General features: G+C 37.5%; 17 protein-coding genes and 1 tRNA gene. 7 read left to right on the top strand and 11 right to left on the bottom strand.

Translation table 11 applies throughout. The annotated features are described in order from the left end of the window. Nucleotides 1-10: 10 nt before the first annotated feature. The 3 genes from H3T84_RS03505 to clpB form a co-directional block, all read right to left on the bottom strand. Nucleotides 11-484 carry a CYTH domain-containing protein gene (locus H3T84_RS03505; RefSeq protein WP_198217992.1) on the bottom strand — a complete coding sequence of 158 codons (474 nt, stop codon included), beginning with the start codon at nucleotides 482-484 and terminating at the stop codon, nucleotides 11-13. 97 nt (nucleotides 485-581) lie between these two features. After that, entirely contained in the window at nucleotides 582-1,901 is a 1,320-nt protein-coding gene (locus H3T84_RS03500; protein ID WP_198217990.1) for a serine hydrolase, read from the bottom strand. Nucleotides 1,902-2,077: 176 nt separating this feature from the next. After that, on the bottom strand, nucleotides 2,078-4,651 hold the full coding sequence (clpB, locus tag H3T84_RS03495; RefSeq protein ID WP_198217987.1) for an ATP-dependent chaperone ClpB: 2,574 nt from the start codon (nucleotides 4,649-4,651) through the stop codon (nucleotides 2,078-2,080). Nucleotides 4,652-5,222: 571 nt separating this feature from the next. On the opposite strand from clpB, the gene H3T84_RS03490 reads away from it, so the two are divergent. Beyond that, nucleotides 5,223-5,567, top strand: a complete 345-nt coding sequence (locus H3T84_RS03490) for a hypothetical protein (RefSeq protein WP_198217977.1) — start codon at nucleotides 5,223-5,225, stop codon at nucleotides 5,565-5,567. 639 nt (nucleotides 5,568-6,206) lie between these two features. Here H3T84_RS03490 and H3T84_RS03485 read toward each other — a convergent pair. The 5 genes from H3T84_RS03485 to yaaA all read right to left on the bottom strand — a co-directional run bounded on the left by H3T84_RS03485 (nucleotide 6,207) and on the right by yaaA (nucleotide 15,001). Further along, nucleotides 6,207-9,467: a type I restriction endonuclease subunit R gene (locus tag H3T84_RS03485; RefSeq protein WP_198217975.1), complete on the bottom strand. Its 3,261-nt coding sequence runs from the start codon at nucleotides 9,465-9,467 to the stop codon at nucleotides 6,207-6,209. 5 nt (nucleotides 9,468-9,472) lie between these two features. After that, complete coding sequence (locus tag H3T84_RS03480) at nucleotides 9,473-10,798, bottom strand: restriction endonuclease subunit S (protein WP_198217967.1); 1,326 nt, start codon at nucleotides 10,796-10,798, stop codon at nucleotides 9,473-9,475. After that, nucleotides 10,798-13,053: a class I SAM-dependent DNA methyltransferase gene (locus H3T84_RS03475; protein ID WP_198217965.1), complete on the bottom strand. Its 2,256-nt coding sequence runs from the start codon at nucleotides 13,051-13,053 to the stop codon at nucleotides 10,798-10,800. Before H3T84_RS03475 ends, H3T84_RS03480 begins: the two co-directional genes overlap by 1 nt. 967 nt (nucleotides 13,054-14,020) lie before the next feature. Next, nucleotides 14,021-14,111, bottom strand: a tRNA-Ser gene (locus tag H3T84_RS03470). 107 nt (nucleotides 14,112-14,218) lie between these two features. Beyond that, a complete protein-coding gene (gene yaaA, locus H3T84_RS03465) occupies nucleotides 14,219-15,001 on the bottom strand; it encodes a peroxide stress protein YaaA (RefSeq protein WP_198217963.1) in 783 nt (260 codons plus the stop codon). A 213-nt stretch (nucleotides 15,002-15,214) separates the two neighbouring features. Between yaaA and H3T84_RS03460 the strand changes: the two genes are divergently transcribed. From H3T84_RS03460 to H3T84_RS03450, 3 genes are all read left to right on the top strand, one after another. Then, nucleotides 15,215-16,399: an O-succinylhomoserine sulfhydrylase gene (locus H3T84_RS03460; RefSeq protein WP_198217961.1), complete on the top strand. Its 1,185-nt coding sequence runs from the start codon at nucleotides 15,215-15,217 to the stop codon at nucleotides 16,397-16,399. A gap of 157 nt (nucleotides 16,400-16,556) precedes the next feature. After that, entirely contained in the window at nucleotides 16,557-16,886 is a 330-nt protein-coding gene (gene trxA, locus H3T84_RS03455) for a thioredoxin TrxA (RefSeq protein ID WP_037395093.1), read from the top strand. 723 nt (nucleotides 16,887-17,609) lie between these two features. After that, on the top strand, nucleotides 17,610-18,872 hold the full coding sequence (locus H3T84_RS03450) for an MFS transporter (RefSeq protein WP_198217959.1): 1,263 nt from the start codon (nucleotides 17,610-17,612) through the stop codon (nucleotides 18,870-18,872). Nucleotides 18,873-18,971: 99 nt separating this feature from the next. On the opposite strand, the gene H3T84_RS03445 is transcribed toward H3T84_RS03450, so the two are convergent. The 3 genes from H3T84_RS03445 to aroA form a co-directional block, all read right to left on the bottom strand. Beyond that, a complete protein-coding gene (locus H3T84_RS03445) occupies nucleotides 18,972-20,360 on the bottom strand; it encodes a phosphomannomutase/phosphoglucomutase (RefSeq protein ID WP_198217957.1) in 1,389 nt (462 codons plus the stop codon). A gap of 89 nt (nucleotides 20,361-20,449) precedes the next feature. After that, on the bottom strand, nucleotides 20,450-21,490 hold the full coding sequence (ruvB, locus tag H3T84_RS03440; protein ID WP_198217955.1) for a Holliday junction branch migration DNA helicase RuvB: 1,041 nt from the start codon (nucleotides 21,488-21,490) through the stop codon (nucleotides 20,450-20,452). Nucleotides 21,491-21,570: 80 nt separating this feature from the next. Further along, nucleotides 21,571-22,884 carry a 3-phosphoshikimate 1-carboxyvinyltransferase gene (gene aroA / locus H3T84_RS03435; RefSeq protein WP_198217953.1) on the bottom strand — a complete coding sequence of 438 codons (1,314 nt, stop codon included), beginning with the start codon at nucleotides 22,882-22,884 and terminating at the stop codon, nucleotides 21,571-21,573. A 192-nt stretch (nucleotides 22,885-23,076) separates the two neighbouring features. Here aroA and H3T84_RS03430 point away from each other — a divergent pair, with 192 nt between their 5' ends. The 3 genes from H3T84_RS03430 (at nucleotide 23,077) to rpsA (ending at nucleotide 26,500) form a co-directional block, all read left to right on the top strand. Continuing rightward, a complete protein-coding gene (locus H3T84_RS03430; RefSeq protein WP_198217951.1) occupies nucleotides 23,077-23,694 on the top strand; it encodes a hypothetical protein in 618 nt (205 codons plus the stop codon). A 220-nt stretch (nucleotides 23,695-23,914) separates the two neighbouring features. Then, a complete protein-coding gene (gene cmk, locus H3T84_RS03425) occupies nucleotides 23,915-24,589 on the top strand; it encodes a (d)CMP kinase (protein WP_174833472.1) in 675 nt (224 codons plus the stop codon). A 228-nt stretch (nucleotides 24,590-24,817) separates the two neighbouring features. Continuing rightward, nucleotides 24,818-26,500, top strand: coding sequence for a 30S ribosomal protein S1 (gene rpsA / locus H3T84_RS03420; RefSeq protein ID WP_174833471.1), 1,683 nt, complete (start codon nucleotides 24,818-24,820; stop codon nucleotides 26,498-26,500). Nucleotides 26,501-26,506: the final 6 nt, after the last annotated feature.

Raw genomic sequence — 26,506 nt, 5'->3', positions numbered from 1 at the left:
AGTCTGCAAATTAAGAATTATGCCACGATGTAAAAGGCTTTCTGACCAGATTATTATTGTAATATCTGGGGTCATCCGATACTTCCTGTCCTATCCAGTCAGGAAAAATAATATGCTCATCAGTGTGGTTTAATTCAACTTCAGCCACAATCAGGCCTTGATTCACACCTAAAAATTCATCAATTTCCCAGATAAGTCCATTTAAAGGTATGCGGTAACGATATTTTTCAATTATTGGCTGCTCTGCCATATGAGTGAGCATGTGTCTGGCATCTGCAACCGGAATTGAATATTCAAATTCAGTACGAGTAATGCCACGATTTGTGCTTTTAATCGTTAGCCATGCCTTATCGTCACAAACTCGGATACGTACGGTTCGTTCTTTAACCGTCGATAAATAGCCCTGACAAAGATGCTTAGCTGATGCCAGATTCCGCCACGCATTGCCTACTACCAGAAATTTACGTTCAATTTCCTGTGCCATAATAAAATCTTGTGAATCAACCTATATGTTAAAAAGCACCAGAAACTGTTTGGCAGTAAACTGGTGCACAGATTTGTGTCAGGCTAAATAATAACAGTTATGATGCAAGTCTGTTAGCAATTGCATTAAACATTAAAGATGCTTCCAGTGGCTGTTCCAGAAAAGAGGGCTCAGCTTTAGGCCAAGTAGACCATTGCACAATAACCAGCTTTTGTTTCTGATTAACCATAATAATCTGTCCGTAAATTCCTAAAGCCCACATGCTGTCCTGACTGTTCAGCCCTGTTTTTGGAGAAACATCATTTACAGTAGCCGGTACACTATTATTCCACCATTCATAGCCATAACTTCCTTCCGGATGCAGTTTGCTGACTGAATTTTTCGCCTGATTCCAGTTACGGGAATCTTTAACCCAGTTTTTAGGTAAAATCTGCCTGCCATCTGGCAGCGTACCATTATTCATTACGAAGAGGCCAATTTTACCCCAGTCTTCAAGCGTAGCATTAAATCCGTGTGCACCCACATCATGTTGTCCCACAGTATAACTGTGCCACACACCATCTTTGCTCATACCGAATGGTTGCCATATTTTATTCTGTAGATAGCGGGCAATACTTTCACCAGTTGCTTTTTCCAGTGTGTCTCCTAGCAGCCATGCACCACCGGATGAATAAGACCATGCTTTACCGGGCTTAGCATATGATTTGCGGCCGGGTGCTTTTACCAGACTGTTAACGCACGTATAAGTATCAGGATTGGCCTCACATTGAGTAAGTTGTGAAAAATCTGATTTCGGATCAGTGTAATCTTCGTTCCAGTTCACACCAGAAGTATGCTGAAGCAGTTGACGAATTGTCACGTGCTCCCATGCTGTTCCCCGCACATCAGGATTATATTTCACTATCTCATCATTCAGCGATTGGATTTTACCTTCTTTAAGAGCAATACCTACAAGTGTAGAAACCACCGATTTACCCACTGAGCGTGATGTCCAAAGTGTAGTAGGATTATTACCATTGGCGTAATAATCCCATACTACTTTGCCATCTTTAATTACCATCATTCCAGTTACATTATTTCGCTTTAAATAATCTTTTAGCAGATATGACTGACCATGAATCTGATAATTTACATTAGACAGATTTTGAGGTGCTCTGGGCAGTGGCAGGCCATGAGCAGCGTGAAAAACATCACCGGGATAAGAGCGATAGTCATTACGAAAACCAATTGCCCGTTGTTGCTGATTCCAGCTTAACATGTTTTTGACATCCGGTAATTTTTTGTCCAATGGGGCAGGGCAATTGTTGAGACCTAATGATTTACAGCTATTTGGCGTAGTTGCTGCATGAATGTTAAAACTAGTAGTTAAACACAGAGTTAATAAAGTAGTTTTAAACGTTTTATTTATCATTTTCATAAAATATTCTGTATATCATTTAAATTATTATCAGGTATCTTAGAAGCCATAAATGCCACCAATAATTAAAGTGATAATTTCAATGATTTTGGTTTATTAATTATATAAAATAAAAATATAAAGCTGATTTGAAATTAAAAAGAAACCTGCTTTACAGCAGGTTTCTCAATTGATAATCAGGCAAAAGTCAAAATACCATCCTGAGCCGTTAACATAATTGTACTGTTAGGAGCATAGTCTCCAGCCAGTAATTCTTTAGCCAGTGGATTTTCGATTTCAGTCTGAATGGCCCGTTTCAGAGGACGTGCGCCATAGACCGGATCAAATCCCACCTTAGCCAGTACATCCAAAGCGGCATCATCAACCTGTAAATGTAAATCCATTTTTTCCAGACGCTGACGCAGACCGGCAAGCTGGATATTAGCGATAGCACGAATATTGGATTGGTTAAGACTATGGAATACAACAACTTCATCAATACGGTTAATTAGTTCAGGGCGGAAGTATTGTTTAACTTCATCCATTACTACTGCCTTAATCGCAGCATAATCATCGCTTTCCATTTTCTGGATTTCCTGACTGCCAATATTGGAAGTCATAACGATAACCGTATTTTTGAAATCAACTGTACGTCCCTGACCGTCAGTTAAACGACCATCATCCAAAACTTGTAACAAAATATTGAATACATCCGGATGAGCTTTTTCAACTTCATCCAGCAAAACCACACTATAAGGATTGCGGCGTACCTGCTCAGTCAAAAAACCACCTTCTTCATAACCAACATAGCCGGGAGGCGCACCAATCAAACGCGCAACGGAATGTTTTTCCATATATTCCGACATATCTACGCGAATCAGATGGGTTTCGCTATCAAACAAAAAGCTTGCCAGAGTTTTACACAACTCTGTTTTACCTACACCGGTGGGGCCGAGGAACAAAAAGCTGCCATATGGTTTATTCGGGTCTGATAAACCGGAGCGTGAGCGGCGGATTGCATCTGCTACAGCACGTACAGCTTCATCCTGTCCCACTACACGTTCATGCAATACCTCTTCAATTCTCAATAGTTTTTCCCGTTCACCAGCCATCATTTTGGATACCGGAATACCGGTCATGCGCGAAACAATTTCGGCAATTTCTTCTGAGCCTACTTTAGTGCGTAACAGCTTGTTAGGCTGATTATTCTGTTGCCCGTTGTCAGCAGCCTGTAACTGGGATTCAAGCCGGGGTAATTCTTCATACTGGAGCTTGGCCACTTCTTCCCATTTACCATTACGCTTAAGCGCATCCATCTTAACTTTTAGTTGATCAATCTGCTCTTTAATTGTAACACTGCCTTGAGCTTTAGCTCGTTCCGCTTTCCAGATTTCATCCAGATCGGCAAACTCACGCTTAACATTATCCAGCTCTTCATCTAGCAGTGCCAGACGTTTTTTGCTGGCTTCATCATCTTCTTTCACCAGAGATGCGCGTTCAATTTCCAGCTGTATTTCACGGCGTTTAAGTTTGTCCATACTTTCAGGCATAGACTGGCTTTCAACTTTAATTAATGATGCAGCCTCATCAATCAGGTCAATGGCTTTATCTGGTAAGAAACGGTCGGTAATATAACGATTAGATAATTCAGCAGCAGCTACAATTGCCGGATCAGTGATTTCAACGCCATGATAGATTTCATAGCGTTCCTGTAAGCCACGTAAAATGGCAATGGTATCTTCAACTGTTGGTTCTTTTACCAGTACTTTCTGGAAACGGCGTTCCAGAGCAGGGTCTTTCTCAATATATTGACGATATTCATCCAATGTTGTCGCACCGATGCAATGCAATTCACCCCGCGCAAGAGCCGGCTTGAGCATATTACCTGCATCCATAGCACCATCGGCTTTACCGGCTCCTACCAGTGTATGTATTTCATCAATAAAAATAATGGTATTGCCTTCGTCTTTAGCCAGATCATTAAGTACTGCTTTCAGACGTTCTTCAAATTCACCCCGGAATTTTGCACCGGCAATCAAACTAGCCAGATCCAGCAAAAGCAAACGCTTATTTCGCAAAGAATCCGGAACTTCATTATTCACAATTCGTTGAGCCAAACCTTCAACAATAGCAGTTTTACCTACACCTGGTTCACCAATAAGTACAGGGTTGTTTTTAGTACGCCGTTCAAGCACCAGAATAGTGCGCCGAATTTCATCATCTCGCCCGATTACGGGATCCAGCTTACCCGAACGTGCTTTTTCAGTCAGGTCGGTTGTATATTTTTTCAATGCTTCACGTTGATCTTCTGCGTTAGGATTATCCACACTTGCGCCTCCGCGAACGGCATCTATCGCCGAATTCAATTTATCTTCTGTAACACCAGCCTGTTTAAGAATACGTCCGCATTGTCCGTTTTCCTGAATAGCGCCAAGCAAAAACAACTCGCTGGCAATATAAGCATCATTACGTTTAATAGCAGCTTTATCCATCAGATTAAGAATGTGCTGCAATTCAGTACTGGGTAAGATTTCTCCACCCTGACCGGACACTCTGGGTAAACCATTAATAGTAGAGTCAACCTGCTGTTTAACCTGTGCAACATTTGCACCAGCCTGAGTAAGTAAAGCAGCACAACCACTATCATTATCATTCAGTAAAGCCTTCAATATAAATACGGCTTCCAGATAACCAGCATCCTGTCCTAATGCAAGACTTTGTGCATCTTGTAAAGCTTGCTGAAACTTTGCGGTAAGCTTATCGAATCTCATCAAAATTTCCTTTATTTAAATTTTAGTTATCAGATATATTGGTCTCAGAAAATTATTGTCAAGTACCGGTATGAATAAATATTCAGAAGTTCATTAATATGTTGTTATACAAAATTTATTCAAATTCTTTTAATATGATTTAAACATCAGAGTTAATCACTTTTGTATCAGATTGTTGAGTTTGAAAAAAGTATTAAAAACATATTGTTAAAGTTATTTTTATTCTTTTATTAAAATTTTTGGATTACAACAAAATTTTAGTATTTCACAAAATTTGTGAGTATATCTGTGGATAACTATAAAAAAATAAGGATAATCAATCCAATTTAAGTGTGATTAATTTTTGTGCAATTTTTTTGCAGAATATTAAGATCAAAATTTAATATAAATTGATTTATATATCCAAATAATTTTAATAATAAAATTATAAAATAAACATCCAATTCCTGAGTAAATTGGATAATACTTGATATTCAAGATTTTATTTATTTTTTAAGATGTTCTTTGTAAATGGTGTAGAATTCAGCAATAGAGAATTTTTTAACTAAAATTTTTGTGAGATCAAATAGCTATGAGAACAGAAGAGTTTAATAAATGCCGTGAGTTTCTCGAAGGACAAATCATACGTACTCCTGATAATAAGGAATTGATTTCTGCCTATCAAAAGCTGCTTGAGCTGAAAAGTATCTACGATACTAAAATCCACACTTCGATTCTTGAGAAAAAAAAACGTGATACAGAAGCACAGCAACAGATAAAAACTAATACTGCATTGGCAGCTGAAATTGATAATAGTCTCAAGACTAACACTCAAAATTTAACTGAAGTCCGGCCGGATCGATCTAATTCTATGCTAAATCAAAAGAACTGGTATGACTTTATGCAGGTTCAGCAGCATCATTTTGGTAATAGCTGATTGGTTTGATAAAATAAAGTATATATAACTGATATATATTAAAATTTTTAAATAAAAGTTTCACGGTATTGATGCGAAACTTTTATTTTACACATCACAATAATTTACTGTATCTTTTTAAAACTATAGTAAGAATTTAGTTTTTTATAAGTAAATAATCTTGCTTTTAAATTAGTCATTTCTACTAATATTCTTTAGTTGAGACAGAAAATGCTCTTTCTACTATCTAATTATTAAAAATTAAATTTTTAAAATTTAAATTTATACTTTAATAGCAGTTACTGAAAATAATGTTTCAATATATTTTGTAATAATTCTTCAAAACAGCCACCTTCTAGAGTCACAAATAACAGAATAACTTTATTTTGAAATTAAATGCTGCTTCTAGAAAAGCTCCCGATAAATTAAAGTTATGAAATTTGTTACATTAACATCGGATGTTTAAAATCAAAGTATTAATGCTGTCATCTTTTTAAAACCAAACTAATTGACAAAGGAATTGGGGATTACTCTTATAATGGGCTTTAAAAGTGCATAAAAAGTGATTTTGCCAGCACAGTCACGTATGTTAAGTACATTAAGCAGTGACTGCACTTTACAATTTAACTTTATATGATTATTAAAAATAACTATAAATAATTATTTTCGTTTGCTGTTATCGGCAATTTTTATCATCATTGCAGCATAAATTAGCTCTTGAAGCTCCTTCATTTTTTTAGGATCTTTCAAGCATGTCATGGTTATATCATTATTTGTTTTACCTGAAGCAAACATCGCATTAATGAGCTCTTTAGGGAAGTCGCCCAGCATGACGTGTTGTTTAGTATTATTTTTTAATTGATTGATAATAATTGGGTTATCTTCTAATTTATTGGTTATATTTGTGAAGTAGCTTACAGTATCGTTTTCCGTCAGCTGATCTCCGCTAAATAGACTATTAAATCTTGCAATTATCTCAGACAGCAATACTTTATTTTGATCTTTAGGCGAGCCTGTTCCTATACCTGTTGTGGGTGGTAATTTGCTATCTTTTGCTTCTTCAGCCTTGAGCTTAATATCTTGTTGTTTTAAGCGTGCCAGGCGATAATGTGTCATTTGCACATTACTTAAATCAATTTCCTCAATAAATGGAGTTTCTTTTAATAATGGACGTAAATAACGCGCATAGAGATTTAATTTTTCCAAGCGTATATCTTCATAATTAACCAACTGAGACATAAATTCATAAAAGCGGCTAAATGAACCTAAGTCTTTTTTAAAGATTTCTAGACGATCTTTTTCTTTTTTAGCTTCGTTTAGTGAAGTTTGTGCATTATCAATAATGACATCATCAGTTGTATTTTTGACATGCTCATAAAATTCCAGTGCTTTTTTATAAGTTTCTACAGCATTGCTATAACGATTTTGCCAACGGTCTATCGCTGGTTTACAAATATTGCTTATGGCCGCACTACTTTTATTTTTATCAAAAAATGCTTGGCAGAACTGTTCTACCTCCGTCCACTGAAAAATACCCGCTGCTTTTAATTTTTCAAATAAATCAAAAATAATATCAGGATCAGAAACATTAATAAGTTCGGCTGTTTGGTAGTAAGGCAAAAAAGCTTTTTTTATTTCTTGTGGATCGTTACAAAAATCAATAATAAAGGTGCCTGTTTCTTTTTTTCCTGGATAAGTACGATTCAAGCGAGAAAGTGTTTGAACACAATCCACCCCTCCTAGTTTTTTATCCACATACATAGCACATAGTTTGGGTTGATCAAAACCTGTTTGGAATTTATTGGCAACAAGCATCACTTGATAATCATCTGTATCAAATGCTTTGCGCATATCCCGCCCTTTAAGGCTTGGATTCATATTGGTTTCTGTAAATTTCTCACCCAATAAACCAGCACTATCAGGATCATTTTCAGTGAAGCATACTTCGCCAGAAAAGGCCACAATTGCCTGAATATTGGCATATCCTTTTTCTTGAATATAGCGGTCAAAGGCCAGTTTGTAACGTACAGCTTCTTTACGTGAACTGGTAATTAACATTGCTTTGGCTTGTCCCGCTAATAAGTCCATAATATTATCTTTAAAGTGCTCTATTACCACTTTTGTTTTTTGCGCAATGTTATGCTCTTGCAAACGTACCCATTGATTAAGTTTAATTTTTGCTTTTTTACCGTCTACCTGATAATCTTTGTCGGCAATTTTGCGTGCTAATTTATACGCTACTTTATAAGATGTGTAGTTTCGCAATACATCTAAAATAAAGCCTTCTTCAATTGCTTGGCGCATTGAGTAAACATGAAATGCATAAGGTTTGTTTTTTTTAGAGGGCGGTAGCGTTGGGTTAGGTAAAATTCCAAACAACTCTAATGTTCTAGGTTTTGGTGTAGCCGTAAAAGCATAATAGTTTAGATTAGCGTTGCCTCGTCTAGCCTCCATCATATCATTAAGTTTATCTTCGATATCCTGTTCTTCCTCATGGTTCTCTGATAGTAAAACATCTTTAACTTTATTCGCTGTTTTTCCTGTTTGGGAAGAGTGTGCTTCATCAGCTATGATGGCATAGCGACGTCCTTTTAGCTGCGTATCTTTCTCAATGAAATCCAATACATAAGGAAAGGTTTGAATAGTCACGATAATAATAGGTTTGTTAAGCTTGAGTGCATTAGCTAGTTTTTCAGATTTTGAACCATTACCATCTTTATGTGTTATTTTGGCTACCATCCCTTCCTCATGTTCAAATTGATAGATAGTATCCTGTAACTGATCATCCAATACGGTTCTGTCAGTCACAACTATGACTGAGTGAAACTGTTTTTCGCCATGTTCATTATGAAGTGTTGCCAGTTGATGTGCTGTCCAAGCGATAGAGTTAGACTTTCCAGAGCCTGCACTATGCTGAATAAGATAGCGATAACCAGCACCTTTATTTTTTGCCGCAGCTATTAATTTTTTGACAACATCCCATTGATGGTAACGGGGAAAGATCATTGACTCTTGTTTGTACTTGTGTCCTGTTGCATCTTCTTTTTCTTTAATTTCCAGATGGATGAAACGTCCGATAATCTCTAACAGGGTTTCAGGGTATAGGACTTCATCCCATAAATATTGAGTGGCATATTGATTAATATCTTCAGGGACATCATTGCCTTTACCACCTTCTTTTGTACCTTTGTTAAAAGGTAGAAAGTTTGTTTCACTACCTTCTAGTCGTGTAGTCATATAGACTTCATACTGACTTACCGCAAAATGAACGAGCGCCCCTTGTTTAAATGTTAGTAGGGGTTCTGGTTTTTTTGTCTCCGGGTCCAAAGGTGAACGCTGAGTTTTATATTGGCTAATGGCTTTATCAACACTTTGTTGAAACTCTGATTTAAGCTCCAATGTCGCAATGGGTAAGCCATTTAAAAACAACACCAGATCAATACGGCAGGCCTTAGCTTTTTCGCCTGTCTGTTGCAACTGCTCAGCTGTCGCATAGGGGCTATAAACCAATTCAGGAACTAAACGAAAACAATTAGCCTGATAGCGGGCTTGAGTATCGGGGTTTAATTCATGTTCAGGTTTAAATTGACATAGCGAGAATGAGCAATTACGAATCCGCAAACCGTGGCGCAATACGCCTAGTGTACCAAAGGTTCGGAGTTCTTTGTCTATCGCATGAGGATCAGCTTTTAGTAACTGTTTTGTTAAGTGCTCTATAAAGTGTTGCTCAGTATTTTCAGGAAAAAGCTGAGTAAATTTATGCCATTCCTGAGCTTGAGTGGTTTGAATAAAAGCCAATGTATCTTCGGAATATAAGGCATATTTTCTATTATAGAAAGAAGACTTACCGAGTTGCCAACCTTGCGCACATAATGCATCAATAATATTTTGCTGAAATATTTTTTCTAGACTTTTATCCATTGAGTTTAGTCCATTACTGTAGGAGCCTGCCAGTCACGCACATCTATTTTACCTGTAACAGCTGCGGAAATTAAGGCGGTTCGGCGTTCTTTTAGAAGTTCTATAGATTGAATCGCTTTATTAATCAGTTGATTTATTTTAGTTATTTCTGACTCTAAAAATAAACCTATTTCTCGTTGCTCTTGAATAGATACTATGGGTAAAGGAATTTGAATAAAATTGTTATATCTTAATGCTTGCCCATCTCTAATAAGATTACTGGTACTTTGTAACGCTTGAATATAGGGTCTACTTTTAAAAAGATACTTAAAATATAGTGTATCTATTTTTTGGATTGGGTATAAAGGTACATAAGCTGAACTAATCGAACCTGAGTAAGGGCTATACTCAATTCCTCCTTGGAAGCTCCTCATACTAATTACAAAGTCACCGGATTTAACATATTTTAGAATACCAGGATTAAGAATGACTTGAGTAACCTTTTGGCTTTCTAACTCCATAAATTCTTTTTGACTAATAACCCCATATTTCTGTGATGCTGTTAATTGCTCATCATTTTTAGTTGCTTTTGTATTTCTTTCTTTAAATAACCATTTACTATATAGCGTTTCCCAATGCTCAGGGATTTCACCTAACCACTCCACACCAGAATCTTTCATAGACACATTAGGATTTAAACCTTTAGTCACAGCATGACTAATCACTGCCTGGCGCTTTTCTTCTAATAACTTGATAAGTTGTTGCTGTTTTTCTATTAAAGTATCTATTTTGAAGGTTTCATAGGTTAGGAAATTTATAATTTCTTTTTGTTCCTTGACTGAAGGAATAGGAATTTCAAAATTTTTTAAATTATCTACCGTTAATTGATTTATAGTGGTTGTTAAGAATGATGAAGATTGATGTATAAATAAGATTGAATTAAAAACCCAAGATAAGTATAAATTATATGAACTTCTATAAATAAGCATAAAAGCACCATAACTATATTTCTCATATTCATAGGGAATTAATGCATTTTTTCCTATTAAATTACGGCTACCATTTCGAGAACAAATTAAAATGTCATTCTCTTTTGTATATAATTTTTCAGGTATCTTTTTATTCACATAAACATTATCATCAAAACACAGTTTGCCATTTTGTATATTAGATGATCTTAGAACTAAAATTCCTTGACCATCGTTTGTAATATCATCTGGAGAATATGTAAGTCCATTTCTCATTTCTCCGATATAACCTAATTTATTTATTTTCCAGTGTTCAGGAATATATCCTAACCACTCCACACCAGAATCTTTATATTCTGGATAAGCCTTATATTTACCCACCATTAGCTATGCACCTCTCGTAATAGCTGCATAATTTCGCTGGTTAGCTGATCTAGCTCGGCATCTATTTCCTCTAAGGGTCTAGGTGGCTGGTAGATATAGAAATGGCGGTTAAAGGGTATTTCATAACCAACAATGCCAATCTCTTGATCTTTATAATCTTTTTTCTCTGCGTTAATCCAAGCATCAGGTATATGAGGGGCTACTTCTTGCGTAAAGTATTCTTCTACCAGTTGCTTGGTTGGAATTTTATGATTAAGCGGGATATTTTCGTAATCACGCAATTCGCTGTCTGTTTCAAAAGTAACTATTTTACCTTGATAGCTCCATTCGCCATAAAGTGGGTTAGATTTCTGAGTTTTAAGTGATTTTTTGATAACAGGTTCAGCCTTAGGCTCTTTCCAGCTAATGGCTTCAATCAGTTGCTTGTATTCGTTTTTATCAAACTCTATATTTTCGACTTTAGCTGCTTTTTTCAAGACAGGTTCAAAGGTATTAAAATCATTAAAAACCTCCGTGCCTAACTGTTGTTGCAGTTGTTTTGCTTTTTCCATAATGGCTTTTTGAGCAAGCCATAATTTAGCATTTAAGATTTCTTTAATATCTTTTTCTTTGAGTTTGCTTTGTTCTTGTTTCAGACGGGCTCGAATATCTGCTTCAAAGTCGTTGAGCTCACCATAGGTTTCTGCTGTCCATTGATGACCATAATCATGATATATCATCTGCATAGCTTCAGTATAGTTTGCTTTATTGGAGTAACGGAGCTTTTCTATATTTTCTCCAGTAAATTGACACGCCAAGCGCAGAGGTCTTTCAATCGTAATTCGCCGATAACCAAATTGATAGGGTTCAAAAACTTTGCTTAATGGCTGGTTTGTTGTCGGATCAGTTTGTGAGGCTTCACTAAATTGCCCAAAGGTTTGAATAACGGTAGCAGCATGTTCTTCGGTAAGATAGTTACGCTTTGAACCTAATGATTTGCGCATCTTATCGAAGAGGTTAACTGCATTAATCAGTTGTACTTTACCTTTACGCGCTGTATTTTTATTATTGGTCAGTATCCAGATATAGGTAGCGATACCTGTGTTATAAAACATATCATTAGGGAGTGCTATGATGGCCTCAAGTAAATCATTTTCTAAAATATGGCGACGTATTTCGCTTTCACCACTGCCAGCTGAGCCTGTAAATAGCGGAGAACCATTTAAGATAATACCAATACGGCTGCCTCCATCATCAACATCTTTCATTTTACTGAGCATATGCAATAAGAATAGCAGAGATCCATCAGAAACACGAGGTAGCCCAGCACCAAAACGTCCGTTGTAGCCCTGAACTAGATGCTCTGTCTTGACAATATCTTCATCTTTTTTCCAATCCACGCCAAAGGGTGGATTAGAAAGCATAAATTCGAATTGCTCACAGCGAAGCTTATCATTAGTAAGAGTATTGCCTAATTTAATTCTCTCAGGGTCTTGCCCCTTAATCAGCATATCTGCTTTGCAGATCGCATAAGATTCAGGATTAAGTTCTTGGCCGAATGCCACAGGAACTATTTCACTATTCATTGCATGTAGTGTTTCCATAGCAGAGGATAAAAATCCTCCTGTCCCTGCCGTTGGATCATAAATATAAACAATTCTTCCACTGGAAGAAAGGACGTCGTTTTTGTCTATAACAACTAAACTTGCGACAAGCTCCACAATATCTCTTGGGGTAAAGTGTTCTCCCGCTGTTTCATTGGAGCTTTCTGCAAAGCGGCGGATTAACTCTTCAAATACTAACCCCATTTCATAGTTGGAAACAGCCTTGGGGCTAAGGTCTGTATGGGCAAATTTTTCTACTACTTTGTAGAGTAAGTTGGCACTTTGCAGTGAAGCAATATGCTCTTCAAATTTAAAATGCGTGAAAATTTCACGGGCATTTTTAGAAAAGCTTTGAATATAGCTGTTTAAATTAGTCCTAATATCTTTATAACCTAATTTAGACAGGTTCATTGAGGATAGATTGTAAAAAGACAGATTTGAAACTAATTGCAATATATTTATGAGGCTTTCCTCAGGGAGGTTTTTCGATTTTACTTGTTGATAATGCTCTAAAATTTGCTTTTTACTTGGTTCTAGGACACATTCTAGCCGACGTAAAAGTGTAAAAGGTAAAATAATACGCCCATACTGTGATTGCTTAAAATCACCTCTTAATATGTCTGCTACTGACCAGATAAAATTGGCTATTTCTGAAAAACTCTTAGATGTCATTGCTATGCCAGAGTATAATTTAAACACTAAATAAAATTTTTAAATATACCACTTATTTTTTTTGATGAACATATGAATTAATTATTTTCTGCCAGCATACGCATGTTTCGTGATAGTGTTTTTATAAATTAACTTGTTTGTACGTAGTAGTAGCTAGCATCGAAAATTTTATTCATGCTGTAATTGCTTTAGTGTAGGTAGGCTTATTTAAGCGCAATACACTTCCTAAAAAGGAATAAATAGAAATTGGCCTTGGTTACATTTTATAGATAATAAAACTAAACTACAGTGAATATGAGTAGACAGATAGCGTGGTCACTTTTAGCACAAATGTTTATTCAGAAATTTCTATCTATTTTTTTGTGAAGAAATCTGTATCAGTTGTTTTATTTGTAACTCGAAACAACTCTTTTTCGGGATAAAATATCTGTATGGTTCTTAGTCTATTGTGCACTAACAACCTAGAATATATTCTGACTATTTGTGTTGCTATAGCGTTTTATTCTTTGTTAGTTATTTTTTGCAAAAAAAATTTTACATGTAAAATTCTTTTTTCAAAAAGTGATGGCATTATCTGTTTTATATTTTTATCAGTTAAGAGAAGAGAAATGCCCTTAAGCACCTCAAAAACGTTTTTCAAGGGACTCTAATCAATATGAAGTGCTGTTTAATGAAACAGCGATTTGAAGTATTTTGCAAACATTCTTTTTCAAAAGGTTTTAATACCCGCGATGTCTGCACCATGTTACAACACCGTATCAGGTATGCACCATCATTATGAAGTCCTAGCTTAGTTATTTTACAAACTGCCAGTGCTGTTATTTTGCGTAACTGATGCTTAATATTCGAACTGAAATTTAGGGTTAGATTTTATTATATGCGTATTGAATATACGTGTTGATAAAAATTGTCTACTAAAAATTATTACAAATTAATAATTTTTAGTAGACAATCAGTTCTAATGATCTGGCGGAAGCGGTGAGATTCGAACTCACGGAGGGCTATCAACCCTCGACGGTTTTCAAGACCGTTGCATTAAACCGCTCTGCCACGCTTCCGTCTTTGAAGATGCGCATAATAGACGATTAATACGGATTTGCCAAGTGTTTTGTATAAGCAAACAGCGAATTTTTGGTTAAATCGTTCATTTTATTTTTGATTAAATTTAGTGATGGCTGTTTTCTTCTCGCAGGAATACCCACTCTGTTTCACTGGATGAAGCTTTATCATAATAATAGCCATCATAATCGAATTCTTTTAACTGTTCCGGATCTGTTAGTTGATTTTCTGCCGCGAAGCGCATAAACAAACCTCGCGCACGCTTGGCATAAAAGCTGATAATTTTATATTTACCATTTTTCTGATCTTTAAAAACAGGTGCAATAACAGGTACAGATATTTTTTTAGTATTTATTGCTTTGAAATATTCTTGTGACGCCAGATTAATAAGTACTTTATATTCTCCTGACTGTATATTCTGTTCAATGGTATTGGAAATGATGTCTCCCCAGAAAGTATATAAATCTTTGCCGCGAGCATTTTTAAGTTTAATACTCATTTCTAAACGGTAGGGCTGAATTAAATCTAAAGGTTTAAGAACACCATATAAACCTGACAGAATAGACATATGTTGTTGCAAATAATCTAACGCAGATTCAGTTAAATGCAGCGCATCCAAGCCTTCATAAACGTCACCATTAAAAAGATATACAGCCGGTTTAGCGTTTTCAGGTGTAAAAGGGGGCTGCCAGTTATGGTAGCGTTCGGCATTTTGTAAAGCGAGCTTATCGGAGATACTCATAAGAGTAGCAATTTCGTGGGGAGCCAGTTGTTGTAGTAATGGCATTAGTTGTTGTGCCTGATCCAAAAGTTTAGGTTGCGTATACTTTTTGGTAGGAATCTCTACTGATTCATTTAATTTTTTTGCTGGTGAAATGATAAAATACATTTTTTATCCCTGTTAATAAATATTTTTTTTAAATATAAGGATTTAAAACCTAATAAAAAGGTGATAAACACATATTTAATGTGCTGTTAACGTTTCAGACGAACTAGAATATAAAGAATACTCTATTCTTTGTTTAGCAGAGCGGGTTATTTGCATAATCATAAAAAAAGCGGCACAATTCTTTACCCATATTTATAGATAAATTAAGCAACCATGTCTACTTTACAATTGCATCCGGAAACGATAGCTATCAGGGGTGCTAAAGAACAAACACCTTTCAATGAACATAATTCTGCGCTGTTTCTGACCAGTAGTTTTATGTTTGAAAATGCAGAAACTGGCGCATCTTTATTTGCCGGTTCTACACAAGGTTATACTTATACACGTACTAATAATCCTACTGTTGCGGCTTTTCAGGCAAGGGTGGCTCAGCTCGAACAGGGAGAGGCTGGTCTGGCAACGTCTACAGGAATGGCTGCAATCAATGCTACTTTTCTTGCTCTGTTAAAAGCTGGCGATCATTTGGTAGCCAGTAAAAGTTTGTTTGGAACCACGATTGGATTACTGAATAATATTTTGCCACGTTTTGGGATTGAAGTGACACTGGTGAGTCAGACTGATATTACTGAATGGCAGTCCGCTATCCGTCCTAATACCAGAATGCTTTTTGTTGAAACGCCGTCTAATCCGCTGAATGAACTGGCTGATATTACTAAACTTGCAGAAATTGCACATAATAATCAGGCTATACTGGTTGTAGACAACAGTTTTTTATCGCCGGCTTTGCAACAGCCGCTGCGACTGGGAGCAGATTTATCAGTCGAGTCTGCTACTAAAGCGATTGATGGTCATGGGCGTGTAATGGGGGGAGTTATCTGCGGCAGTGCAGCATTGGTAAATGAAATTTTTTTACATGTCCGTACTACCGGCGAAGTATTGTCACCTTTTAATGCGTGGATACTCCTAAGTGGTTTGGAGACTTTGTATATCCGCATGGAAAAGCAGTGTGCTAATGCGCTGGAAGTAGCTCAGTTCCTTTCAACGCAACCACAGGTAATAACAGTACATTATACTGGTTTGTCTAATCACCCGCAGAAATCACTGGTGCAAAAGCAACAGCAAGGTGGCGGAATTGTTGTAGCTTTTGAAGTTAAAGGTGGTGAAAAAGCTGCCTGGCAGGTAATTGACATGTTAACTCTGTTTAGTAAAACCGGAAATCTGGGCGATGTTAAATCAACTGTCACTCATCCATGGACGACTACACATGGCCGTATGCCTCCGGAAGCTAAGCTGGAAGCCGGAATTCAGCCCGGACTGATTCGCTTATCTGTCGGTTTGGAGCATGTCTCTGATTTAAAAGCTGATTTGGATAATGCATTAAGTAAGATAAATATTTGATGTATTGAAAATAATTTTCAGATTAATTTAAACAGCTATTAGTGTTTTGTGTACATGGTATCTAATATCATGTAATCACTTAGTTTTATTTTACTATTGCATTGATAGCTGATTAGCTATATTTTATATAGAAACCCGATAATAAAAGGAAACCATAATGAGTAGCGATTTAATTGTTCATGTAGGTGATGGCAATTTTGATAAAGAAGTTTTGCAGGCGAATGTGCCGGTACTACTGGATTTCTGGGCTCCCTGGTGTGGGCCATGCAAAATGATTGCGCCGATTCTGGACGAATTGGCTTCGGCTTATCAAGGTAAGCTGAAAATTGTGAAACTTAATGTAGATGAGAATCAGGATACTCCTGCTAAATTTAATGTTCGTGGTATACCCACATTAATGATATTTAAAGATGGTGCCAGTGTTGCTACAAAAGTTGGAGCTTTGAATAAAGGACAACTGGAAGCATTTATCAATGCATCTATTTAATAATTTCTAACTAAATTAAGAATTATTTCGTGCTTTTGAAAGACTGAATCATATATAAGCCAGATAAATAGCTTAATATGATTCAGTCTTTCAAAAGCAAAATTTTTTATTATTTGTATTTATCTATTATTTTGTAGCTGGCAGGTTTTTCAAAATTTTCTCTAATCCATTAACTGCAAGTTTATTTGTATAAACTGAATAAATATTCTTATAATAAAGTTTTTTACTAGATTAATATAAAAAAATATTTAATGTCTTATAATTTTATTATTTATTGAATTTAAATAATAATTAATCCATCACCAAAACATATAATACTATCGCTATCAATATTTATAATTCATAAAATATTTGTTTATGTATTAATCTTGAGCTTAATTAAAATTGTGTTTATAAAACTTCATTTAATACTTTTGTTCATGCTATGATGTTTTTTGTGTCCTGTGTAAATATGGTGTAAATCAAAAATCTGATAATTAGTGAAATATAGTTATATTTGTAAAATTGAACAGAATATTTTATTAATTTGACATTTTGAAAGCATAATATTGTTCTAATAATGCTTAAGTTTGATTAATGTTTTATTTTTTGTTTAAATTAATGTAATTTAATTATATTGTTTCTTATTTTAAGTATTTGGGAACTTTATTGTGTACGTAACACGGGTTTTGTTAGAATGATTTTGTGATATTTCATTCGGAATTAAACGAAAGCGAGTACGCTATGAATCATAAATCCAATATGTCAGTTTCTCCACCAAATGCTGATCAATCCAGTGCATTAAATAAAACGTTTATAATTGCCTGGTTTATTTGTGCCATTTTTTATTTTGTACAATATGCATTGCGCTCGGCTCCAAGTGTTATGCAGGCTGAAATTATAGGCACTTTGCATATTTCTAAAGTTGAAATGGCTGGCATTATCGGTCTGTATTTTTATTCATATGCTTTCTTTGCGCTTGTATCAGGTGTGATGCTTGATCGTATCGGGCCGCGTTTTACTGCCTCGTTGGGTATTATTTTAGTTGCTATTGGTTGCGTATTGTTCTGTTCAGGAACAGTTATTACTGCTCAATTCGGTCGATTCCTGCAAGGTGCAGGTTCCGGACTGGCTTTTACCAGTGCAGTATTTCTGGCCACACGCGGTTTTCCGAAAAAATGGCTGGCAACTGCTGTCGGTATGACTCAGTGCTTCGGTATGCTTGGCGGGTTTATGGGGCAAGCAGTTGTATCGCCAATTATTAAATATCAAATGCTGACATGGCAGATGTTCTGGATAGTGGCTGCCGTTATACTGGTTGTTGTTTTTTTTGGTTCAGTGTTAATTACCCCACGTACTCGTGAAGGTAGAATTGACTGGAGTGGTTTAAGCCATCCTTATATTGTGGTATTGAAAAATCCACAGTCTTACATTTGTGCTTTCATTGGCGCCATGATGTTTCTGCCTACCAATGTCGGTAATCTTGCATGGGGAAATCAGTTTTTACAGGACGGACTGGTTGTTAAAAATGATGTAGCCTTACGTTTGGCAATGGTGCCGCTAGGCTGGGTAATTGGCTGTCCGATATTAGGTTATTTATCTGATGTAATTGGTCGCCGTAAACCCGTTGTGATGGGTAGTCTTATTGCAATGGGCATTACTGGTGGTTTTATTGTTTACCTGCCTGATGTTATGCCGCCTTTTTTAATGGGCTTGTTATTCGGTATTGCTTCCGGTGCGGCTATGATTCCTTATACTATGATTAAGGAAGTAAATCCTGATGAAGTTAAAGGTACAGCTACTGGTGTGATTAACTTTTTCGTATTCGTAATCAGCGCAATTATGACCAATCTGTTTAATAAACTGATTGAACATTTGACAAAAGCAGAAGGTCAGCTGAATTTGAAAGTTTTCCAGACTGCAGACTATGTTTTTGTTGGTGGTTTGATCCTGGCATTTATCGTGACAATGTTTGTTCGTGAAACAGGTAGTAAAGCCAAAAAATAATCTATCAATTGATATGTGATCATCAGTATTAAAGTTTAAAAAAACGGCTACTTTAAGTAGCCGTTTTAATATCGTAACAATCAAAAAGATTATAAGGATTTAATTCCAGTTTAAATCGGGGTTCTGAGAAATTACTGTTTTAAACTGAGCAATAATATTATCTAAAGCCTGCTGATTATCAGCTTCAAAGCGTAATACCAGCACTGGTGTTGTATTGGAAGCTCTCATCAGCCCGAATCCGTCTTTAAATTCCACTCTAAGGCCATCAATGCTGATGCGTTCAATTTCATTATCAAAATGCGCATTCTGTGCCAGACTGGAAATAATTTCATGTCCGGATTGTCCGGCCGGAACAGCAATATTCAGTTCTGGAGTAGAAACGCCTTCAGGTAGATCATTCAAAACAGCAGAAGGATTTTCATGTCTGGATAAAATTTCCAACATACGTGCACCGGCATATAATCCGTCGTCAAAGCCTAACCAGCGATCTTTGAAGAATACATGACCACTCATTTCACCGGCTAATAGTGCATTGTGTTCTTTGATTGCTGCTTTGATAAAGCTATGGCCAGTTTTGCTCATAATGGCTTCACCGCCATGTTGTTCAATCCATGGTTTTAATAATCTGGTGGATTTTACATCATAAATAATTTTTGCTTGCGGGTTACGTGTCAGTACATCTGCTGCGAAAAGCATTAATTGTCGGTCCGGATAAATAATCTGACCATCTTTGGTAACTACTCCCAGACGATCGCCGTCGCCATCAAACGCCAGCCCGATTTCTGCATCGTTGTTTTGCAGTGCCTGTATTAAATCCTGCAAATTGGCCGGTTTAGCCGGGTCAGGATGATGATTGGGAAAATTACCATCTACCTCACAAAATAATTCTTGTACTTCGCAACCAAGAGCGCGATATAAATCACCGGCATAAGCACCTGCCACACCGTTTCCGGCATCTATAACAATTTTCATTGGTCGCTGCAGTCGAATCTGATTAGTTATATAACTAATATATTCAGAAGCGATAGCTAATGTAACAACGCTACCGGGATGTTCAGATGTGGCGGCAAGTTCACCGGATTCAATAATTTTACGTAAAGCCTGAATGTCATCACCAGCCATAGTAGTTCCGGCCAGCATCATTTTAAAACCATTGTAGTCAGGCGGGTTATGGCTGCCTGTAATCATGATACCGCTGCCATGACAGTGTTCAATAGCAGCAAAATACAGCATTGGTGTGGTAACCATACCAATGTCGATTACATTAATGCCACAGGCTGTGATGCCCTGAATCAGGCTTGTTGCCAGAACAGGACCCGAAAGACGTCCATCCCGCCCAATTGCAATCTGATCTACTCCTTTGCTGATCGCTATTGTGCCAATAGCCTGGCCAATCAGTTCTGCGGTGTCTTTATTCAGTGAAACATCTACAATACCGCGGATATCATAGGCTTTGAAAATGCCGGCATCTATCTGTCTGGAGTTCATTAGTTTTCCTTCTTTAATTCTGTAATAAGTATAAGCCGCATTTGGATTTTATTGATTTTCAAAGATATAGCAATATACAAAGGTGGTTATTAAATTTTAGCGCCGGGCGCTGGTAAACCAAAATGACTGTAGCTTAACTCAGTAGCCAAACGTCCCCGTGGAGTACGCTGTAAAAAACCCTGCTGAATTAAATAAGGTTCAATAACATCTTCTATTGTATCAGTTGATTCACCAATTGCTGCGGCAATATTATCCAGGCCTACAGGCCCGCCTGAAAATTTGTATAAAATGGCTTCCAGGTATTTGCAGTCCATAACATCCAGTCCGGACTGGTCTATATCCAGCATTTTTAAAGCTGCATCCGCTGTAACAGCATTGATTTCTCCCTGATGTTTTACCTCAGCATAATCACGTACACGTCGTAACAGCCGATTAGCAATACGAGGTGTGCCGCGGCTGCGTCTGGCTATTTCAGCAGCACCGGTATTATCAATTTTGAGCTGTAAAAGTTGGGCAGAACGGCCCACAATCGTAGTTAAATCTGCATTATTATAAAATTCCAGCCGTGAAACTATACCAAAACGGTCTCGTAATGGATTGGTTAACATACCGGCGCGGGTAGTTGCTCCGACCAGGGTAAATGGTGGAAGATCAATTTTAACTGAGCGAGCAGCCGGCCCTTCACCGATCATAATATCCAGCTGATAGTCTTCAAGTGCTGGATACAAAATTTCTTCTACTACCGGATTAAGTCGATGAATTTCATCAATAAAAAGCACATCATGCGGCTCAAGGTTAGTAAGTAGTGCCGCCAGATCTCCGGCACGCTCAAGCACAGGCCCGGATGTCTGACGTAAATTCACACCAAGTTCATGGGCGATAATGTGTGCAAGAGTAGTTTTGCCAAGCCCAGGAGGACCGAACAATAGAGTATGATCCAGAGCTTCACGGCGTATTTTTGCTGCCTGAATAAATATCGAGAGCTGCTCTTTGGCTTTATGCTGGCCTATATAATCTGATAACGCCCGTGGACGCAGAGCGCGTTCCAGCAACTCTTCCTGGGTTGAAGCTGCTTGCGGATTGATGACACGTTGTGGCTGTGCGCCTGATAATTGGTCTGTCTGTAACATGAGTGAATAAAAAAATAAATTATATCAATATTGAACTGAAACCTGAGTAAATGGAAAACAGACTAAGTAAAGTTATGATTTTAAACAGGTGTGCACATACTGGTAAAAACCTGAAAATATTCAGGAAAGGTCTTGTTGACACACTGCGGATCATCAATATAGACAGGCGTGCCAAGTAAGCTAATGAGTGAAAAGCACATAGCCATTCTATGATCATCATATGTGCTGATATGAATATCTGAATGTAGTTTTGCTGGTGGTGTAATGCTGATACTGTCATTTGTTGCAACTACTTTGGCGCCTAATTTACGTAATTCGCAACTCATGGCATTAATACGATCAGTTTCTTTAACACGCCAGCTGGCAATATTGCGAATGTGACAGGTACCTTTGCTGGCAAGAGCGATAATAGCCAGTGTCATTGCAGCATCAGGGATATTATTGGCATCAATATCAAATGGTTTGATGTACTGATTCAAAGCACGGGATATTTCAATAAACTGTTCACCCCATTGTACAGATGCGCCAATTTTCTCAAGTTCATTTGCAAAAGCTATATCACCCTGAATACTATGGGCATCAATGCCATTTACCCGGACAGGATTGCCTGAAATTAAACCAGCGGCAAGAAAATAGGATGCACTGGAAGCATCACCTTCAACATAAATTTGTGCCGGAGCATGATATTGCTGTCCTGCTGCCAGTCTGAATGTCTGGAAATGATCATGCTCAACGTTAACTCCAAATTGTTTGAGCAGATTCAAAGTTATTGCGATATAGGGTTTGGATATTAATTCTCCGACTACTTCAATAGTATAAGCTTTTCCTTTTAAGGGTAGGGCGATAAGCAAAGCAGTTAAAAACTGGCTGGATACATTACCTTTGACGCTAATATGAAAATTATTTTGTTGCCGGTTATCTTGAATTTGTAGGGGGGGGAAGCCATTTTGTCCTTTATACTCAATAGTAGCACCAGTCACTCGTAGCGCATCAACCAGATCGCCGATAGGACGCTCGTGCATACGATTTACCCCGTGTAAATAATACTCTCCTCCTATTATCGCCAATACAGCAGTTAATGGCCTAAATGCAGTACCCGCATTGCCAAGAAATAAATCAGCTTTTTGCTGAGGGAACTTGCCGTGACAACCATATATTCTGATATTCAAGCCGGAATTAACACTTCCGGCAGGTAAATATTCAAGCTTTACCCCCAGAGTTGTTAATGCTTTAAGCATATAACGGGTATCATCCGAATCCAGTATATCGTAGATTTCACTAATATTATCCGATAATGCAGCCAGCAGCAGCGTGCGATTACTGATACTTTTAGAGCCGGGTAAATTTATACTGGCTGGATGGCAGGCAGAGGCTTTTAAATGCAGGGTATTCATGTGTAAATTGACCGTTTAAAGTATTTAACTAAAAGTCTATCAGTTAATTGTATTACAGAATATGTATATAAAGACGGATTAAAAAAATGAGCAGGTTAATATAAAATCATACATTAATATAATTCAGGTAAGAATGAGTAATATTAGATATAATATTAACTACATTAACAAGTTAATTTAATGAGCATGAATATGAATTTTGATTGGCACTGGTCCAAATCCAGTACGGTTTTGTTACTAATGATACTGGCAGTTCCTTTTGCTCAGCAATTACACATTAATCCAGACTGGGTATCTTATGTAGAAAATACCCAAACATTATTTCTGCTGTTTTGTTTTGGATTTACTTTATTGTCAACTTTATGCGGTGGTTTAAAAGGCAAAGAAAAAGCTTTCTGGTTCTGGGCATCGCTATGGTGGCTGGTATTGCTGGGGCGTGATCAGAACTGGGGCAGGCAAACCTTTCCAGGGTATTCACATACGGTATATCATGGTATCGCTGCTGTACTGATTTTAGGGTTGGTTTTAATGTTATTATGGCCACGGCTGCGTGCAGGAATCAGATATTATTATCATCAGCCGTTTCCTGTATGGAATTTTCTTTTGGCTGCAGCCGGTTTTTTACTGGCGGATGCTGTTGAGCGTGGTCGCTGGATTGCTCAATTTATTTTATTTAATCCGGTTTATGATGATATGCTGGAAGAATTGTATGAATGCCCTTTTATGATTGCATTATTTGCTGTTTCTGCTGTATTACAATGGCGGACAATTTTACAAATGAAAAGGTCTTTAAAGCAGGTTAAAGTGTAAAATTCATTAATTTAAACAATATACAAATTGAGCCATCAGGAATTATTTGCCAGTATGATGGCTCATTAATTTTTTGATGTAGATGGGTGCCAGTTTGTGTTTTAAGCGAATTTTATGTTACATAATTTGTAATATCGGATATTTAGCTGTTATGAATATAAAATTCAGGATAATCAATCTATAAGGCTGAGAATAGCTTGTGTGAAAAGGTATTAATAATATGGTTGCAATACAATCAGAACCGCGATTAAAAGTAATTGCAATTGATGGCCCCAGTGCATCAGGTAAGGGAACGGTAGCTGCGCGGGTGGCTGCTATTTTATCCAGAAATTATCTGGATTCCGGAGCGCTTTATCGACTAACTGCCCTGTATGCCCGGCAACTGGGTATTAGCTGGGAAAACGAACATGAAGTAGCTGCAATTGCACAAAAATTACCAGTTGTTTTCGAAGAAGATTTGATTGTTTTGAACAATGAGAATGTAACTTCGGCAATTCGAACCGAAAGAATTGGCATGGGTGCATCAGCTATTGCGGCTTTTCCTGCTGTGCGAGCAGCATTATTACAGCGTCAGAGAGATTTTTTAACAACAAATGGGCTGGTTGCGGATGGCCGAGATATGGCTTCTGTAGTATTTCCGCAGGCTGAGCTTAAAATTTTTCTTACCGCCAGTGCACAGGTACGGGCACAGAGAAGGGCTTTACAGTTAGGACTGGCTATTGATGGTCCGGATTTTTTGCAGATTCTTTCTGATATTGAAAAGCGTGATCAGGCGGATCGTCAGCGTACTGTGGCACCGCTTAAACCTGTCAGCGATGCTAAAATTCTTGATACCTCATCGCTTAATATTGAAGAAAGTGTGAAAAAAGTACTTGATTGGTATCGAAAAATCTGAAAATAGGTTATAATTACCGTCTTTTGTACAAGTATTCATTGCACTATATAAAATACGAAAGTGTTTGAATCTTGTATTAAATATTTGTTTTATCTATTTTTTGTGCTGATGGATGCATGATTGATATCAGTACAAGTGTTATGGTTTCACTGGCACAGTCAGGGTGTGCCAGTTTTTATTAACTAACTTTTGTATCCCCTGGCGATACCTGTTTGAGAACATAAATATATGACTATGGAAAATTTTGCCCAGTTGCTGGAAGAAAGTTTCACCTTGCAAGAGATGAATCCCGGCGAAGTCATCACCGCAGAAGTTGTTGCCATAGACAATAATTTCGTTACCGTGAATGCCGGTCTGAAATCAGAATCTCTGATCGAAGTGAAAGAATTCAAAAATGCAGCGGGCGAGATTGAAGTTAAGGTTGGCGATTTTGTCACCGTAACTATTGAATCTGTGGAAAACGGTTTTGGTGAAACCAAACTGTCACGTGAAAAAGCTAAACGTGCTGCTGACTGGATCAAGCTGGAAGAAGCCATGGAAAATGGTGAAATTCTGTCTGGCGTGATTAATGGTAAAGTCAAAGGCGGTCTGACTGTGATGATTAACAGCATCCGTGCATTCCTGCCTGGTTCGCTGGTTGATGTACGTCCGGTTAAAGATACCTCTCACTTTGAAGGCAAGGAAATTGAATTCAAAGTAATCAAACTGGATAAACGCCGTAACAATGTTGTGGTTTCACGCCGTGCTGTACTGGAAGAAACACTGGGCGAAGAACGCAAAGCATTGCTGGAAAACCTTAAAGAAGGTTCAGTAGTAAAAGGTATTGTGAAAAACATTACCGATTACGGTGCTTTCGTTGATCTGGGTGGCATTGACGGTCTGCTGCATATTACTGATCTGGCATGGCGTCGCGTTAAACATCCAAGCGAAGTGCTGGAAGTTGGTCAGGAAGTTGAAGCCAAAGTATTGAAATTTGATCAGGAACGCAGCCGTGTTTCTCTGGGCTTGAAACAGCTGGGTGAAGATCCGTGGAATGGTCTGGCCCGTCGTTATCCTCAAGGTACCCGTCTGTTTGGTAAAGTTACCAATCTGACTGACTATGGTGCATTTGTGGAAATTGAGCAAGGCATTGAAGGTCTGGTACATGTTTCTGAAATGGACTGGACTAACAAGAATGTTCACCCAAGTAAAGTAGTTCAGATGGGTGATGAAGTAGAAGTGATGATTCTTGAAATTGATGAAGATCGTCGTCGCATCTCTCTGGGTATGAAACAGTGCCAGGCTAATCCATGGCAGGAATTCGAATCCAATCATGAAAAAGGCGATAAAATCAAAGGTGTGGTGAAATCTATTACCGACTTTGGTGTATTTGTCGGCTTGCCTGGCGGTATTGATGGACTGGTTCATCTTTCTGATCTGTCTTGGACTGATGGTGGTGAAGAAGCAGTACGTCAGTTTAAGAAAGGTGAAGAAGTTGAAGCTGTGGTTTTGGCCATTGATGTCGACAAAGAACGTATTTCTCTGGGTGTGAAACAGCTGGCAGGCGATCCGTTCAGTAATTATGTTAGTGTAAATGACAAAGGCAGCATGGTAACCGGTAAAGTAAAATCACTGGATGCTAAGGGTGCGGTTATTACACTGGCTGATGATGTTGAAGGTTATCTGCGTGCATCAGAAGTTTCAAATGATCGCGTTGAGGATATTCGCAATATTCTGAAAGAAGGGGATGATGTTGAAGCTGTGATTACTACGGTAGATCGCAAAAACCGCAACATCAATTTGTCTATTAAAGCTAAAGATGCACAGGAAAATAGTGCTGCTCTGCGTTCGTTAACTGCTAACAATGCTTCTGCCGGTACTACCAGCCTGGGTGATTTGTTAAAAGCTAAATTATCTGGTGAAAGCGAATAAGCGTTT

Source organism: Snodgrassella sp. M0110, assembly GCF_016101465.1.
GTDB lineage: Bacteria > Pseudomonadota > Gammaproteobacteria > Burkholderiales > Neisseriaceae > Snodgrassella > Snodgrassella alvi.
The sequence above is the reverse complement of the archived record's forward strand: the minus strand, read 5'-3'. Positions and strand labels throughout refer to the sequence as shown.

Excerpts from the sequence above, each read along its gene's own strand:
- H3T84_RS03460 (WP_198217961.1), top strand. The coding sequence starts at position 15,215 with ATGTCTACTTTACAATTGCATCCGGAAACGATAGCTATCAGGGGTGCT.
- clpB (WP_198217987.1), bottom strand. The coding sequence starts at position 4,651 with ATGAGATTCGATAAGCTTACCGCAAAGTTTCAGCAAGCTTTACAAGAT.
- H3T84_RS03490 (WP_198217977.1), top strand. The coding sequence starts at position 5,223 with ATGAGAACAGAAGAGTTTAATAAATGCCGTGAGTTTCTCGAAGGACAA.
- H3T84_RS03505 (WP_198217992.1), bottom strand. The coding sequence starts at position 484 with ATGGCACAGGAAATTGAACGTAAATTTCTGGTAGTAGGCAATGCGTGG.
- H3T84_RS03445 (WP_198217957.1), bottom strand. The coding sequence starts at position 20,360 with ATGAACTCCAGACAGATAGATGCCGGCATTTTCAAAGCCTATGATATC.
- H3T84_RS03500 (WP_198217990.1), bottom strand. The coding sequence starts at position 1,901 with ATGAAAATGATAAATAAAACGTTTAAAACTACTTTATTAACTCTGTGT.
- cmk (WP_174833472.1), top strand. The coding sequence starts at position 23,915 with ATGGTTGCAATACAATCAGAACCGCGATTAAAAGTAATTGCAATTGAT.
- H3T84_RS03475 (WP_198217965.1), bottom strand. The coding sequence starts at position 13,053 with ATGACATCTAAGAGTTTTTCAGAAATAGCCAATTTTATCTGGTCAGTA.
- H3T84_RS03430 (WP_198217951.1), top strand. The coding sequence starts at position 23,077 with ATGAATTTTGATTGGCACTGGTCCAAATCCAGTACGGTTTTGTTACTA.
- yaaA (WP_198217963.1), bottom strand. The coding sequence starts at position 15,001 with ATGTATTTTATCATTTCACCAGCAAAAAAATTAAATGAATCAGTAGAG.
- H3T84_RS03485 (WP_198217975.1), bottom strand. The coding sequence starts at position 9,467 with ATGGATAAAAGTCTAGAAAAAATATTTCAGCAAAATATTATTGATGCA.
- aroA (WP_198217953.1), bottom strand. The coding sequence starts at position 22,884 with ATGAATACCCTGCATTTAAAAGCCTCTGCCTGCCATCCAGCCAGTATA.
- H3T84_RS03480 (WP_198217967.1), bottom strand. The coding sequence starts at position 10,798 with ATGGTGGGTAAATATAAGGCTTATCCAGAATATAAAGATTCTGGTGTG.
- rpsA (WP_174833471.1), top strand. The coding sequence starts at position 24,818 with ATGACTATGGAAAATTTTGCCCAGTTGCTGGAAGAAAGTTTCACCTTG.
- H3T84_RS03450 (WP_198217959.1), top strand. The coding sequence starts at position 17,610 with ATGAATCATAAATCCAATATGTCAGTTTCTCCACCAAATGCTGATCAA.
- trxA (WP_037395093.1), top strand. The coding sequence starts at position 16,557 with ATGAGTAGCGATTTAATTGTTCATGTAGGTGATGGCAATTTTGATAAA.
- ruvB (WP_198217955.1), bottom strand. The coding sequence starts at position 21,490 with ATGTTACAGACAGACCAATTATCAGGCGCACAGCCACAACGTGTCATC.